General features: G+C 63.2%; 12 protein-coding genes and 1 tRNA gene. 5 read left to right on the top strand and 8 right to left on the bottom strand.

Features of this window, described 5'->3' with window-relative positions; all coding sequences use genetic code 11:
- Positions 1–8: 8 nt before the first annotated feature.
- From ABIC09_RS05365 to ABIC09_RS05355, 3 genes are read right to left on the bottom strand one after another with little or no spacing between them, the layout of a single operon-like run.
- Positions 9–857: a carbohydrate ABC transporter permease gene (locus tag ABIC09_RS05365; RefSeq protein ID WP_354035348.1), complete on the bottom strand. Its 849-nt coding sequence runs from the start codon at positions 855–857 to the stop codon at positions 9–11.
- The gene (locus tag ABIC09_RS05360; RefSeq protein WP_148755993.1) at positions 850–1,791 is read right to left on the bottom strand and encodes a carbohydrate ABC transporter permease; all 942 of its coding nucleotides are present in this window, start codon (positions 1,789–1,791) and stop codon (positions 850–852) included. The genes ABIC09_RS05365 and ABIC09_RS05360 overlap by 8 nt, the downstream gene beginning before the upstream one ends.
- Before the next feature lie 2 nt (positions 1,792–1,793).
- Positions 1,794–3,053 carry an ABC transporter substrate-binding protein gene (locus ABIC09_RS05355; protein WP_354108621.1) on the bottom strand — a complete coding sequence of 420 codons (1,260 nt, stop codon included), beginning with the start codon at positions 3,051–3,053 and terminating at the stop codon, positions 1,794–1,796.
- 165 nt (positions 3,054–3,218) lie between these two features.
- Here ABIC09_RS05355 and ABIC09_RS05350 point away from each other — a divergent pair, with 165 nt between their 5' ends.
- Positions 3,219–3,977, top strand: a complete 759-nt coding sequence (locus ABIC09_RS05350) for an SDR family NAD(P)-dependent oxidoreductase (protein ID WP_148755991.1) — start codon at positions 3,219–3,221, stop codon at positions 3,975–3,977.
- Positions 3,978–4,184: 207 nt separating this feature from the next.
- Here the strand turns inward: ABIC09_RS05350 and ABIC09_RS05345 are convergent.
- From ABIC09_RS05345 to ABIC09_RS05325, 5 genes are all read right to left on the bottom strand, one after another.
- Positions 4,185–4,260: transfer RNA gene (locus ABIC09_RS05345), tRNA-Lys, on the bottom strand.
- A 167-nt stretch (positions 4,261–4,427) separates the two neighbouring features.
- Positions 4,428–5,024, bottom strand: coding sequence for a Spy/CpxP family protein refolding chaperone (locus ABIC09_RS05340; protein WP_354083377.1), 597 nt, complete (start codon positions 5,022–5,024; stop codon positions 4,428–4,430).
- A gap of 227 nt (positions 5,025–5,251) precedes the next feature.
- Positions 5,252–6,253: a TRAP transporter substrate-binding protein gene (locus tag ABIC09_RS05335; RefSeq protein WP_354035340.1), complete on the bottom strand. Its 1,002-nt coding sequence runs from the start codon at positions 6,251–6,253 to the stop codon at positions 5,252–5,254.
- Between the two features lie 224 nt (positions 6,254–6,477).
- Positions 6,478–8,040: a 2-isopropylmalate synthase gene (locus tag ABIC09_RS05330; protein ID WP_148755988.1), complete on the bottom strand. Its 1,563-nt coding sequence runs from the start codon at positions 8,038–8,040 to the stop codon at positions 6,478–6,480.
- Positions 8,041–8,761: 721 nt separating this feature from the next.
- The gene (locus ABIC09_RS05325; RefSeq protein ID WP_354035491.1) at positions 8,762–9,007 is read right to left on the bottom strand and encodes a hypothetical protein; all 246 of its coding nucleotides are present in this window, start codon (positions 9,005–9,007) and stop codon (positions 8,762–8,764) included.
- A gap of 244 nt (positions 9,008–9,251) precedes the next feature.
- Between ABIC09_RS05325 and ABIC09_RS05320 the strand changes: the two genes are divergently transcribed.
- The 4 genes from ABIC09_RS05320 (at position 9,252) to ABIC09_RS05305 (ending at position 13,437) form a co-directional block, all read left to right on the top strand.
- Positions 9,252–10,475 (top strand): SMP-30/gluconolactonase/LRE family protein, encoded by a 1,224-nt coding sequence (locus ABIC09_RS05320; RefSeq protein ID WP_354108620.1) that lies wholly within the window; start codon positions 9,252–9,254, stop codon positions 10,473–10,475.
- A gap of 86 nt (positions 10,476–10,561) precedes the next feature.
- Entirely contained in the window at positions 10,562–11,077 is a 516-nt protein-coding gene (locus ABIC09_RS05315; RefSeq protein ID WP_354108619.1) for a GNAT family N-acetyltransferase, read from the top strand.
- A 96-nt stretch (positions 11,078–11,173) separates the two neighbouring features.
- Positions 11,174–12,292, top strand: coding sequence for a D-alanine--D-alanine ligase family protein (locus ABIC09_RS05310; RefSeq protein WP_354108618.1), 1,119 nt, complete (start codon positions 11,174–11,176; stop codon positions 12,290–12,292).
- Positions 12,250–13,437, top strand: a complete 1,188-nt coding sequence (locus ABIC09_RS05305) for an NAD(P)/FAD-dependent oxidoreductase (RefSeq protein WP_354108690.1) — start codon at positions 12,250–12,252, stop codon at positions 13,435–13,437. The genes ABIC09_RS05310 and ABIC09_RS05305 overlap by 43 nt, the downstream gene beginning before the upstream one ends.
- Positions 13,438–13,563 lie beyond the last annotated feature (126 nt).

Below are 13,563 nucleotides of genomic sequence, written 5' to 3'. Positions count from 1 at the left end.
GGTACCGTTCATCCCTTGACCGCGCCTGCAGTGAGGCCGGCGACGATGTGCTTCTGTGCCAGCAGGAACAGAATGATCGTCGGCAGGATGGTGAGGGTGATGAAGGCCAGGATCAGGTGCCACTCGGACGAATACTCGCCCTGGTAAACCATGATGCCGAGCGGCCAGGGATAGAGCGCATCGGTGTTGAGCATCACCAGCGGCAGCAGATAGGCGTTCCAGCTGTTGACGAAGGTGATGGTGCCGACGGTCGCCAGGATCGGCCGCGACAGCGGCAACGTCACGTAGCGGAAGAATTTGACATAGCTGCAGCCATCGACCAGCGCCGCTTCGAGCAGCTCATGAGGGATGTCCCTAAAGAAGCGCCGCAGCAGCAGCACGCTCATGGCAAGGCTGAAGGCCACCTGCGGCAGCGCGACGCCGAAGTAAGTATCGAGCAGTCCGAGATCGCGCACCTTGATGAACAACGGCAGTACGGCGGTCGCCGCCGGAAACAGCAGGCCGAGCGTCAGGTAGCTCAGCAGCATCGACGAGCCGTAGAACTTGACATGGGCGAAGGTGAACGCCGCCATCGAGGCTGTGATCAGGGTCAATGTCACCGTGAGCGTCGAGATGATCAGCGAGTTGCGCAAGAGCTGCCAGTAACGGCCGGAGAACAGGATGTCGGCATAATTCTGCCATTCCCAGTGCGTGGGCCAGCCGAATGGATTGACGCGCAATTCGCCGAGCGATTTGAAGCCGCCGAGCAAGGTCGCAAGCAGCGGCACCAGCACGAAGATGGCGACAGCCGTGAGGAACGCCGCCTTGAACAGCACGGCGGGATCGAACGGCGCGCGGGTGGTCTCGGCACTACTCATCGCGCATGAACCATCGCTTGTAGGTGAAGGCAAAGGTCACGCAGATCACGAACAGGATGACGCCGATGGCGCTGCCATAGCCGACCCGCATGCGCGAGATGCCGTTGTTGTAGAGGAAGCTCACCATCGTGTTGGAGGAATCCGCAGGCCCCCCGCGCGTCAGCGGCATGACGAGATCGAACAGCTGCAGCGAGCCGACGACGGCGAAGAACACGGAGAGCCGGATCGTCGGATAGAGCAAGGGGATGACCACATGGCGCAGGGCTTGCGAGCGCGTCGCGCCGTCGATCCGCGCCGCCTCGATCAGGCTCTTGTCGAGGCTCTGGAGCGCCGCGATGAACAGCATCATGTGGAAGCCAAAGTACTTCCAGACGATCACGATCAGCACCGCCAGCATCGCGGTGTCGGTCGAGGCCAGCAGATGCGGCGCCTCGGCGCCGAATGTGCGCCAGATCGAGGCAACCAGTCCGTAGTCTCCGTCGTAAACAAAAGAGAAGATCAACCCGGTCGCGATCTCGGCCAGGATGTAGGGCATGAAGAACAGCATGCGCAGCGCCACCGCGCCACGAAAGCGCTCGGCGAGCATCAGGGCCAGCGTGAGCGCCAGCGGCAGCTGGACCGCGAGCGAGACTGCGATGATCAGTCCGTTGTTGCGCAGCGCGAGCCAGAAAGCGCGTGTCTCCAGCACGAAGCGGTAATTGTCGAAGCCGATCCAGTTGGTCGGCCGGCCGAATCCATTCCAGTTGAAGCCCGAATACCAGGCCGCCTCGCCGATCGGCAGCACCACGAATAGCGTGAACAGCAGCAATGCCGGCGGCAGGAACAGGATCAGGACGGTGAAGCGTCCGTCCCAGCTCGGGCCGCGTGTCGTGGCCTGCGGGACCGTCTCGCCGGTAACGCCCACCGCCGACACGATCGCGATCCGCCGCGTCATCGTCAGTTGCCCTGCTTCCGCGCCGCTTCGATCGCTTTGGCTGCGTCCTGCGGGCTCATGCTGCCACCGGCGATCTCCGCCGTGACATCGTTGACGACGCGACCGACCGAGGGGCCGAGGCTCTGGTCATAGAAGTTCTGGTGGTAGTTCGACTTCGCGAGATTGGCCGCGATCAGCTTCATGAAGGCGTTGTTGAGGCCGGCGTCCGCGCCCTGGACCACGGGGATAATGTAGTTGCCCGCCGCAAGCCGCGTCTGCACGTCCTTCGAGACGAAGTACTTCAGGAAATCGACCGCTTCCTTGGGGGAGTCCTTGGTGATCAGCCAGCCGGTGATGCCGCCCAGCGTATCCGTCGGCGCGCCCTTGCCGCCCGCGACGACCGGAAAATCGAACCAGCAGATCTTGTCTTCGCTCAATCCGACCTTGTCGGCGGCAAGCGCGCGCTGCAAATTATAGACGGTCGAGATCGCGAGCGTCATCGCGGCCTTGCCGTCGCCGAAATAGCCGACGGCCTGCGGGTTCTTGAAGCCGAGAAAACCGTTCTGGAACGGCTGGAGATCAACGAGCTGCTTGAACAGCTCGCCGGATTTCTGGAAGGTTTCGCCGGCAAAGCCACCATTCTCGCCGCGCAGCGCCGCATCGAAGGCCGCCTTGCCGCCGACGCGCACTGCAAGATGCGTCCAGTAGAAGTGCAGCGGCCATTTGTCGGCGCCACCGACCACGATCGGCGTGACACCAGCTGCCTTCAGCGTCTTCACGGCGGCAAGCAGATCGTCCCAGGTCTTGATCCCGGCGGGATCGACCTTCGCCTTTGCCATCAGGTCCTTGTTGCAGAGGAAGCCGACCTGCGACAGCGCGACGGGCAGTCCATAGACGCGGCCATTGCTGGTGAATGCAGCGAGCGCTGCCGGCGTGAGACTATCGCTGTAGCCCTTCACCTGATCGGTGATGTCGTCGAGGACCCCGGCCTCGATCTGCGTCTTCAGGACCCCGCCGGCCCAGCTGTAAATGATGTTCGGCCGATCCTTGGATTGCAGGATGGTGGGCAGCTTGGCCTTATAGGCCTCGTTCTCGAGGAACTGCATCTCGACCTTGACGCCCGGATGCGACGCCTCATAGCTGCGTGCGACCTCCTCCCAGATCTTCACCTGGGCTGGATTAACCTCGATGTGGAGCCATTTCACCGTGGTGTCGGCTGCGGCGACGTTGGCGCCAAGCAAGCATGCAGTCGCGGCGAGTCCCAGCTTCTCGAGCAGTCTCATCACATCCTCCCAACCGGCTTTTATTCGTTGGCTGCAATCCTGCCCTCAGTTTCTGAGGTACGCAACTAAAATTCTGACCTATGCACCTCACGCGGGGAATGGCTAAGGTCTGGAAAAGAATCGGGGCGGCCCGTCGCGTCACCCGAAACAAGCTGAGAGGTGCCCATGGCTGCCATCTATTCCGACCTCGCCGGCAAGGTTGTGCTCGTCACCGGAGGTGCGGCGGGGATTGGCGCTGCGATCGTGCGGCGCTTCGCGGAGCAGAAATCCAAGGTCGTGTTCTTCGACATCAAGGTCGAGGAGGGTCAACGCCTGGCGCGCGAGCTATCCGATCAGGGACTGGCTGCGCATTTCCAGCACGTCGACCTGACCGACATCCCCGCACTGCGCGCCGGCGTGGAGAAGGCACGCAAGACGCATGGCGCGATCAATATCCTGATCAACAACGCCGCCCATGACGAACGGCACAACACCGAGGAGATGACGCCGGAATATTGGGACGACCGCGTCGCGGTGAATCTGAAGCACCAGTTCTTTGCGTCGCAAGCCGTGCTGCCGGACATGAAGGCTGCGAATGCCGGGGCCATCATCAATTTCGGCTCGGTGTCGTGGATCGCCGGACAAGGCGGCATGGCCGCCTACACCGCCAGCAAATCGGGCGTGATCGGCCTGACGCGCTCGCTGGCGCGCGACTACGGTCCCTACAATATCCGCGTGAACGCGATCGCGCCGGGCTGGATCATGACCGAGCGCCAGCTCGAGAAATGGATGACGCCGGCGGGCGAGATCGAACTTCAGCAGCGACAGTGCCTGAAGCGCAGGCTGGTGCCGGACGAGGTCGCGAAATTCACGGTGTTCCTCGCCTCCGACGAGGCCTCCGCCTGCACCTCCCAGCACTATATCGTCGATGGTGGCTGGGTGTGATGCCTTGAGTATGCGCCGTTGTTCGGGCTACTCCGCGCGATAGTGCTGCTGCCAACGCAGCACGTAAGCCTGCAATCGCGCGGCGGGCTAGCGCAACACCGACCACTGAGGGTGTAATTCTCAAACGTTTGACCGATTGACCCTCAACGCGTGGTCGAACGTTCTCTCACCGTTCTACGCGACCCCGTCGTAAGTCTTTGGAATGCTTGGTGGGCGCACCAGGGCTCGAACCTGGGACCCGCTGATTAAGAGTCAGCTGCTCTACCAACTGAGCTATGCGCCCGAAAGGCGGTCAATGCCTTGCGAGGCCGGTCGTTTAGCAAAGCGATCCGGGTCTGGCAAGCGATGTGGCGCATGTTTTCCAAGGTTCTTCCACAGCCCCGGAAATGCGAAAAGCCGCCGGATTCCAGCGGCTTCTCAGAGGTTAATACCCGGGGAATCCCGGTGCGCTCACAGGCGCCCTTCCCGATCCGGGCCGCCGTCGCGGTCGCCGCCGCGGAAGTGGTCCATGCCACGCTCCATCATGCGGTCCATGCCGCGTTCCATGAAGCGGTGGGGCGGGCCGTCCTCGCCGCCGCCGAACGGGCCGCGGTGGCGGGTCAGCAGGGCGAGGCGCCGCTTCTGGCCGTCATCCAGGGTCTTGTAGAGCGGATCGGCGGCATCGGCGATCTTCTTCAGGGCCGCGGAGGTGGCGCCCATGTCCTCGGCGCGCTGGCGCAGGCGGGCGACCGGATCCTCCGGCTTGTCGGCATCCTTCGAAGCATCGCCGGGGCCGGCATTCATCCGCGCATTGGCGCGGTCGATGCGCAGCTTGGCGAAGTCGCGCACGGCGGCCTCGACCGGCGGCCACAGCTTCTCCTGGTCGGCGTTGAGCTTCAGCCCGGCATGGACGGCGGCGATCCGCGCGTCGACGAAGGCGGCGCGGTCTTCGGGGTTCATGCGGATGTGGCGGAAGTGCTCCATCCACGGGCGATGAAATTGGGCATAGACCGCGCCCGACCCGGCGATGCTGAGCACGGCGATGGCGGCGATGGTGAACTTCCTCATGACGTACCTCCTCTGGAAGGATGTCCTGAAGATGAGGGTCGCGAGGCCAAGGTGCAACTTACAACTTGGACAGGGAGGGCGTTCTTTCAGAGGTATAATTCACTTGAACGTCCGTTCAGCCACCGCCGGACATCATTCGCAACAAAAAAGGGCCTCCGTGCAGCCCGCACGGAGGCCCACCTTCATATTTCGTTTGGATTCGCTCGACGTGCGCTCGGTTCGTCGTGCTAGTTCGTCGTGCTCTTCGATTCCTTCAGGAACTCATCGATCAGCGGCTGGCCGACGCGGCTCGCCGCATCCTTGTAGACCGGCTCCATCGCCTTGCGCATCGCCTCGTCCTGCTCCGGCGTGAGCTTGATGATCTCGCTCTTGCCGCTCTTCTTGATCTCGGCGAACGCGTCATCGTTCTCCTTCTGCGACTGCGCGTTGTTGAAGTCGGTCGCTTCCTTCATCGCCTTCGACAGCTGGTCGCGGATGTCGGCCGGCAGATCGTCCCAGAACTTCTTGTTCACGATCACGACGTAGCCGATGTAGCCGTGATTGGTCTCGGTGATGTACTTCTGCACCTCGTGCATCTTCTGGGTATAGATGTTCGACCAGGTGTTCTCCTGGCCGTCGACCACGCCGGTCTGCAGCGCCTGGTAGACTTCCGAGAACGCCATCACCTGCGGCAGCGAGCCGAGCGCCTTGAACTGCGCCTGCAGCACGCGCGAGGACTGGATGCGGAACTTGACGCCCTGATAATCGGCCGGCGTCACCAGCTTCTTGTTGGCGCTCATCTGCTTGAAGCCGTTGTCCCAATAGGCAAGGCCGGTGATGCCCTTGGAGTCCAGCAGCTTGAGCAGTCTTGCGCCGAGCGGGCCTTCCGTCACCTTCCGCAGCGTCTTCAGGTCGGGAAGGATGTACGGGAGATCGAACACCTCGAACTCACGGATGCCGAGCGGGCCGAACTTGGAGTTGGACGGCGCCAGCATCTGCACGCTGCCGAGCTGAAGCGCCTCGAGCTCTTCCTTGTCCTTGTAGAGCGACGAGTTCGGATAGACCTCGATCTTGACCTTGCCGCCGGTGTACTTCTCGGCGAGCTCCTTGAATTTCTCGGACGCCTTGCCCTTCGGGGTGTCGGTCGCGACGACATGGCTGAACTTGATGATGATCGGGTCGGCGCTGGCGGGGCCGGCAAAGGTCAAGGCCAATGCCGCGACGGATGCCGCGATCGCGAAGGTGCGCATAATCTCTCCCTGCTATTCTCTTGGGCTGCCCAATACGGGCGCTCCTATCCTCGAGCCGGGAGCATCAATAGCGGCTCACACATTGAGCCGCTATTGGCCGTTAGCAGGGCAGCTATTCGCCACCACCAGCGATGTCATTCCGGGGCGGTCCGCAGGACCGAACCCGGAATCTCGAGATTCCGGGCTCGATGCCTCGCATCACCCCGGAATGACGACCTACGTTCTCAGCTTGCCGCGGCCGTCGTCACGGTGTCGCGCTGGCGCTTCATGACGATCTTGTTGAGCGCGCCGAGATAGGCTTTTGCGGACGCCACCAGCGTATCCGGATCCGCCGCCCGCGCCGTCATCGCACGTCCCTCATGCGACAGCCGCACCGACACCTCCGCCTGCGCGTCGGTGCCTTCGGTCACCGCATGGACCTGGTACAGCTCGAGCTTGGCTTCGTGCGGCACCAGGCGCTTGATGCAATTGAACACGGCATCGACAGGACCGTTGCCCTCGGCCTCCTCGATCTTGATCTGGCCGTCGACGTCGAGCTTCATGGTCGCGCGCTGCGGGCCATGGGTGCCGGCGATCACGGTCAGCGAGGTCAGCTTGATGCGGTCGTGCGACGCCGCCATCTCCTCGTCGACCAGCGCCTCGATGTCCTCGTCATAGATGTCCTTCTTGCGGTCGGCGAGCGCCTTCATCCGCGTGAACGCATCTTCCAGCTGGTTCGGACCGAGCTTGTAGCCCATCTCCTCCAGCTTGTGCACGAAGGCATGGCGTCCGGAATGCTTGCCGAGCACCAGCGAGGATTGCTTCAGGCCGACCATTTCGGGCCGCATGATCTCGTAGGTCGAGGCGTCCTTCAGCACGCCGTCCTGGTGAATGCCGCTCTCATGCGCGAACGCGTTCCGGCCGACGATCGCCTTGTTGTACTGCACCGGGAACGAGGTCGCCGCCGACACCACCTTCGAGGCGCGGGTCAGCTGCGTAGTGTCGATCTTGTTCCAGAACGGGAATTTGTCGTTGCGGACGTTGATCGCCATCACGATCTCTTCGAGCGCCGCGTTGCCGGCGCGCTCGCCGATGCCGTTGATGGTACACTCGACCTGACGCGCACCGCCGACCACGCCGGCCAGCGAGTTCGCCACGGCCATGCCGAGGTCGTTATGGCAGTGCACGGAGAACACCGCCTTGTCGGAGTTCGGCACGCGCTCGATCAGCGTCTTCATGAAGTGGGTGTATTCGTCGGGCGTGGTGTAACCGACGGTATCTGGGATGTTCACCGTGGTGGCGCCGGCCTTGATGACGGCTTCGACGATGCGGCACAGATAATCCATCTCGCTGCGGGTGCCGTCCTCGGCCGACCATTCGACGTCGTCGATCTGGTTGCGGGCGCGCGCGACCATCGCGACCGAGGTCTCGAGCACCTGCTCCGGGGTCTTGTTCAACTTCACCCGCATGTGCAGCGGCGAGGTCGCGATCACGGTGTGAACGCGGCCGCGTTTCGCAAATTTCACGGCTTCAGCGCAGCGGTCGATGTCGGCCGGGTGCGCACGCGACAGGCCGGCGATCACGGCGTTCTTGGAGCGGCGGGCGATCTCGCTCACCGCCTGGAAGTCGCCTTCGGAGGTGATGGGGAAGCCGGCTTCGATGACGTCGACGCCCATATCATCCAGCAGTTCCGCGACCTCGAGCTTCTCCTCGAAAGTCATGGTGGCGCCGGGGCACTGCTCGCCGTCGCGCAGTGTGGTGTCGAAAATGATGACGCGGTCCTTATCGGACTTGTTCGCGGGGGCCATTATCAAATTTCCTTTTGAGCTTTCGCGCCGACAGTCTGCTGGGCGCTTAAGGTGTCCGGTGATCTCGACCAACCCCTGAGCGCCCAGGCGCGTGGCGCCCAGCCGGCCCTCAGGGGCAAGTAAGAAGAAGCCCGCCGATCAGGAGGGTGGGCAGCAGCGCGGCCGGGATCGTGGCGGCGGCCAGAGCCACCTCCCTCGAAATCCCATCGATTTGGCCGCGAATCAGCATTGCCAGACCCTTTTGAGCCCCAAATCCTCGGGCAAAACCGTTGACGGTTGGTTGCCGGGAGGCTCAGTGCGTCGTTTCTAGACGAGAAATGGCCGCAACTGCAACGCCAAAAGATGGTCAGTATGGGTGACCCACCGCTTCACGGTGTCATCCCGGCGAAAGCCAGGAACATGCCGCGAAGGTCTATCGATGGCTGACGGTCTGAACGACCGGTCTTCACCAAACTTCCGCCTTGGATAGTCAGTCCTGCTTTCGGGAGGACGACGATAGGAGGTGTTGCGCGCAACTTCCTCAACGTCATTGCGAGCGAAGCGAAGCAATCCAGAGTCTTTCAGCGACGGGCAGTCTGGATTGCCTCGCTTCGCTCGCAATGCCGGAATTGCTTTTGTGAGTGCGGGCCATGCTCACCATCATTGTTAGGGCGCATACCTCCAGCGACAACCGCGTCGCGGTCACGCAAGGATGACGGTCGAGCTTGTTGTCTCTAGAAAGCTACCCCGTGCGACGCGAGCGGGCCCTGGTTTCCCAGCGATCCAGCATCTGGCCGAGTTCACCGAGGGCGGGGGACGGAGTTTCGTTGGTGTTGGCGGGAACGGTGGGGCTAAGCCAGTCCGGTTGCCTGTAGCCGCCCGAGCGGCGAGCCAATGCACGCCGTTTGCGGGACTGGAAATCGCGCGTGAAATAGCCGGCCGCATACGCGATCCCGAGCAACACGATCAATGTAATGACACCCTGCACCATTTGCTGCGGCCTTTCTCCCAAGGTTTTCTGCGCAGCAATAGAGGCGACGTCAAGGCTTGACGGGGCCCAAACTGGGGCTCGGTTAATTCCCCAAAGGCACGCGAATTGTCGCGTCACACCGGGCCGAACAGCGGTTCACACATATTCCTGGCCGCCCTCGCAACCGGGGATGAATGGGACTAACCTTGCACTTGCTCGGCCGGATCAACCGGCTAGCCGAACATGACCCGGGAGGACGCGAATGACACGCCAACAGCAGCGTGAGCAGGATGTTGCGCTTTCACGACGAACGCTAGTGCAGGGACTTGCGCTCGGTGCCGCGGCCACGTTCGCCGGAACGGGCGCCGCGCTGGCCCAGACCGGACCTGCCGCCCCGCCGACGACGATCACCACACCGCCGCGCGACTTCGGCCCCCGCGGCGCACCGACCACCTATTTCTGGGACCCCGATATCATCGCGGTCGATCCGTCCTTCAACGATCTCGCGCAACCCAACACCGCGATCAAGCGGCTCTACACCGGCGTGCTCTGGGCTGAAGGTCCGGCATGGAGCGCGCAAGGCCGCTATCTGCTCTGGAGCGACATTCCCAACAACAGGCAGATGCGCTGGAGCGAGGACGACGGCCGCGTCAGCGTATTCCGGGCGCCCTCCAACAATTCCAACGGCAACTCGTTCGACTTCCAGGGCCGTCAGCTCTCCTGCGAGCATCTGACCCGGCGGGTGACGCGCTACGAGCATGACGGCACCGCCACCGTGCTGTGCGACAATTACAACGGCAAGAGGCTGAACTCGCCGAACGATGTCGTCGCGCATCCCGACGGCAGCTACTGGTTCACCGATCCGCCCTATGGCGGCCAGCTCTATGAAGGTGAGCCCGATGCGGCGGGCGGACCGAGCAATGCGCCCGGCAAGCTCAACCCGCGGATCGGACAGCCGGCCGGCTTTACACCTGGCAAGCGCGAGCTGCCGACCAATTGCTATCGCATCGATCCAAGCGGCCGTGTCGATCTCGTCGTCACCGAGGAGCAGGTGCCCGATCCGAACGGCCTGTGCTTCTCGCCCGACTTCAAGAAGCTCTACGTCGTGTCGACCGGCAAGGGACCGGGCGACACCGGCCCCGGCGGCAAGGGCGAGATTTTCGTGTTCGATGTCGGCAGCGACAACAAGCTGTCCAACCTGAAGAGCTTCTCCGATTGCGTGATCGACGGCGTGAAGTGCGGGCCCGACGGCGTGCGCTGCGACGTCAACGGCAACGTCTGGGCCTCCAGCAATGCCGGTCGCGCCGTCGGCTATAACGGCGTGACGGTGTGGTCGCCGGAGGGCAAGCTGCTCGGCCGCATTCGACTGCCGGAAGTCTGCGGCAACATCTGCTTCGGCGGACCGAAGCGCAACCGCCTGTTCATGGCCGCGAGCCAGTCGCTCTACGCGGTGTTCACCGCGACGCAAGGTGCGGGGCCGGGCTGAGCAGGCGTGAGCTGAATTGTAACGAGGCGCCGGCGTGCCCCGCTGGCGCCTCAGACGTGAATCCGACCATTCGCAAGGACAACCAAGTGACCATCACCGTTCGTCCAATGACTTTGCCGGAAACTGCAATGGTCATTGAGTATTTCCACGCAGCGACGCCGGAGCATTTGGAAATGCTCGGGGTCGATCCGTCGCGGCTGCCGCAGGCATCGCAATGGCAGCGGCTCTATGAGCAGATGTTCGACCAGCCCATCGAGCAGAGGAGCAGCCTTTTGGTGAGCTGGCTTTACGATGACAGGCTGTTGGGGTTCTCGACCGCCGACAAGATCCGCGTTGGCCAGCAGGCGAACATGCACCTTCACATCACCGATGCCTCTCAACGTCAGCAGGGTATCGGCGTCGCGTGTGTCAGACAGACCGTCGATCTCTATTTCCAGACTCTAAAGCTAAAGCAACTCTTCTGTGAGCCCAATGCGTTCAATGTGGCGCCGAACCGCGCGCTCCAGAAGGCGGGATTCAAGTACGTCAAGACGCACATGACCGTCCCCGGCCCTCTCAACTTTCACCAGGCGGTCAACCGCTGGGTGATCGATAGAGGTTGACGCATCTCAGGAGCCTGCGTCGACGAATCATGAGTGCGCGCCCTCCTCTCCGCAGGCAACACGTGACTTCCAGACAGGGCGCGTGATAATTGAGCCATGGCAGACAAAATTCGCGTCGTTGTTCTCTATGGCGGCAGGTCCGGTGAGCATGAGGTCTCGCTGAAATCGGCGGCCTCCGTGCTCAGGCATCTCGACCGCGCGCGCTTCGAGGTGATCCCGGTCTCCATCGACAAGACCGGCCGGTGGCAGTGGAACGATCTTGCCAGGATCGATCCGGCGCAGGCGGCCTTGCCGATCTTGCCCGATGCACCCGAGATGCGGCTCGCCCGAGGGGCTGACGGACGTGGCGTTCTCGTGCCGATCTCCGAAAGCGCGACAGGCCCGATCGAGATCGACGTCGTGTTTCCGGTCATGCACGGCCCCCTTTGCGAGGACGGCACGGTGCAGGGTCTTTTGGAGCTGGCCGAGGTCGCCTATGTCGGCTCGGGCGTTCTCGCCTCCGCCGTCAGCATGGACAAGGATGTCGCCAAGCGGCTCGCGGAATTCGCCGGCGTTCCGGTCGCGCCCTATCGCGTGCTCACCCGCAAGGCCTTCGCCGCGGACCGCGCCGCGTCTCTCGCCAAGGCGGTCGAGGGGCTGAGCCTCCCGGTGTTCGTCAAGCCGTGCAACATGGGCTCCAGTGTCGGCATTCACAAGGTCAAGACGTGGGATGCACTCGGCACGGCGCTCGATGATGCGTTTCGCTATGACGTCAAGGTGCTGGTCGAACAGGGCATCGACGCGCGCGAAATCGAGGTCGCGGTGCTCGATGGCGAGACGCTGTTTGCGAGCGTCGCCAGCGAGCTCAATCCGAACGCCCATCACGAATTCTATTCGTACGAGGCCAAATATCTCGACCCCGACGGCGCCCGCGTCGATCTTCCGGCCAGGCTCGACCCGGCGCAGATGGAGCGCGTGCGCGCGCTCGCGGTGCAAGTGTTCGCGGCCCTCGAATGCAGCGACCTCGCGCGGGTCGATTTCTTTCTCGACCGGCAAACCGGCGAATTCTGCTTCAACGAGATCAACACCCTGCCCGGCTTCACGTCGATCAGCATGTATCCGAAGATGATGGAGGCCTCGGGCGTGCCGTATGGAGAGCTGCTGACGCGCCTCGTCCATCTGGCGCTGGAGCGATACCAGCAGCGTCATGCCCTGGAACGCGGCTATTCGAGCTAGGTTGTCTCCTCAACGGTAGGCCCCAGGTCAGGGATAAAGCCATGCGCGTTGTGATCTGCGGCGGCGGCGTGATCGGGGTCTGCACAGCTTATTTCCTCCGCCGCCTCGGCGTCGATGTCATCGTCGTCGAACGGACGGAAGTGGCGGCCGCGGCCTCCGGCAAGGCCGGCGGTTTTCTGGCATGTGACTGGTGTGCGGGCACGCCGCTCGATGCGCTGGCGCGGCGCAGCTTTGCGCTTCACGCGCAACTGCCGGAAGAGATCGCGGGCGATTGGGGCTACCGCCCGATGAGCGCATATGGTGGCTACGTGGCGTCCGATGGCGATCCGCGGCGGACTGCGCCATCCGCACTCGGCTGGCTCAGCGATGGCGTCGTCATCGCACAGCGCATCGGCACGACCGAGACGACCGCGATCGTTCATCCGCAAAAGTTCACGTCGGCCGTGATGACGGCGGCGCTCGCGCAAGGCGCCGAGCTTCGCCCCGGCCGCGTCACCGGCATCGTTCGCGATCCGCATGGGACGCGCGCGAAAGGTGTCGAGGTCGAAGGCAGCACCATCGAAGCGGATGCCATCGTGATTGCGATGGGACCATGGTCGCTGCTCGCGGCGCAATGGATGAGCCTGCCCGCTGTCTATGGCCAGCGCAGCCCGAGCATCGTCTACGACCTCGGCTCCAACGTGCCGGCCGATGCGTTGTTCCTGGAATGCGAGACGGATGGCGGCGCCGTGTCGATCGAGGTCTTTCCACGCGCCGACGGCAGCACGCATATCACGGCGCTGTCCGACATCGCGCCGCTGCCGCTCGATCCGGCGGCCGTGACGCCGGACCGCGATGCGATTGCGCGCCTGCAAACCATGTCGGAGCGGCTGTCGCCGCTGTTTCGCCCTGACAAGATCATCGCGCAGCAGGCCTGCTTCCGTCCGGTGACCGAGGACGGCCTGCCGCTGATCGGCCGGGTGCCGCAGAGCGACCGTCTCTACGTCGCGACCGGACATAATGTGTGGGGCATCCTGAATGCGCCCGCGACCGGCGAGGCCATGGCGCAGCTCATCGCCGAAGGCGGAACGCGTCAGGTGGATCTCGCGCCGTTCGATCCCGCCCGGCTCGTGCCGCTCGATCCATCGCTGCTGCAATCGCGCTAAGCAGCTCAGCTACCCTTTCTTGTAGCCTCGAATGCTCATGCATGCCCGCCACCGAAATCTGCATGCCTGCGTGCGGAATATCGATCCGCTCTGCCCGATATTTGCGCAAGCGCTAGACTTTAGTCC

Source organism: Bradyrhizobium sp. S3.12.5 (assembly GCF_040548225.1).
In the GTDB taxonomy this organism is placed as follows: Bacteria; Pseudomonadota; Alphaproteobacteria; order Rhizobiales; family Xanthobacteraceae; genus Bradyrhizobium; species Bradyrhizobium cytisi.
This window is presented reverse-complemented; position numbering and strand designations above follow the sequence as displayed.

What these genes read in the sequence shown, in the direction of transcription:
- ABIC09_RS05365 (WP_354035348.1), bottom strand. Translation starts at nt 857, where the DNA reads ATGAGTAGTGCCGAGACCACCCGCGCGCCGTTCGATCCCGCCGTGCTG.
- ABIC09_RS05360 (WP_148755993.1), bottom strand. Translation starts at nt 1,791, where the DNA reads ATGACGCGGCGGATCGCGATCGTGTCGGCGGTGGGCGTTACCGGCGAG.
- ABIC09_RS05355 (WP_354108621.1), bottom strand. Translation starts at nt 3,053, where the DNA reads ATGAGACTGCTCGAGAAGCTGGGACTCGCCGCGACTGCATGCTTGCTT.
- ABIC09_RS05350 (WP_148755991.1), top strand. Translation starts at nt 3,219, where the DNA reads ATGGCTGCCATCTATTCCGACCTCGCCGGCAAGGTTGTGCTCGTCACC.
- ABIC09_RS05340 (WP_354083377.1), bottom strand. Translation starts at nt 5,024, where the DNA reads ATGAGGAAGTTCACCATCGCCGCCATCGCCGTGCTCAGCATCGCCGGG.
- ABIC09_RS05335 (WP_354035340.1), bottom strand. Translation starts at nt 6,253, where the DNA reads ATGCGCACCTTCGCGATCGCGGCATCCGTCGCGGCATTGGCCTTGACC.
- ABIC09_RS05330 (WP_148755988.1), bottom strand. Translation starts at nt 8,040, where the DNA reads ATGGCCCCCGCGAACAAGTCCGATAAGGACCGCGTCATCATTTTCGAC.
- ABIC09_RS05320 (WP_354108620.1), top strand. Translation starts at nt 9,252, where the DNA reads ATGACACGCCAACAGCAGCGTGAGCAGGATGTTGCGCTTTCACGACGA.
- ABIC09_RS05310 (WP_354108618.1), top strand. Translation starts at nt 11,174, where the DNA reads ATGGCAGACAAAATTCGCGTCGTTGTTCTCTATGGCGGCAGGTCCGGT.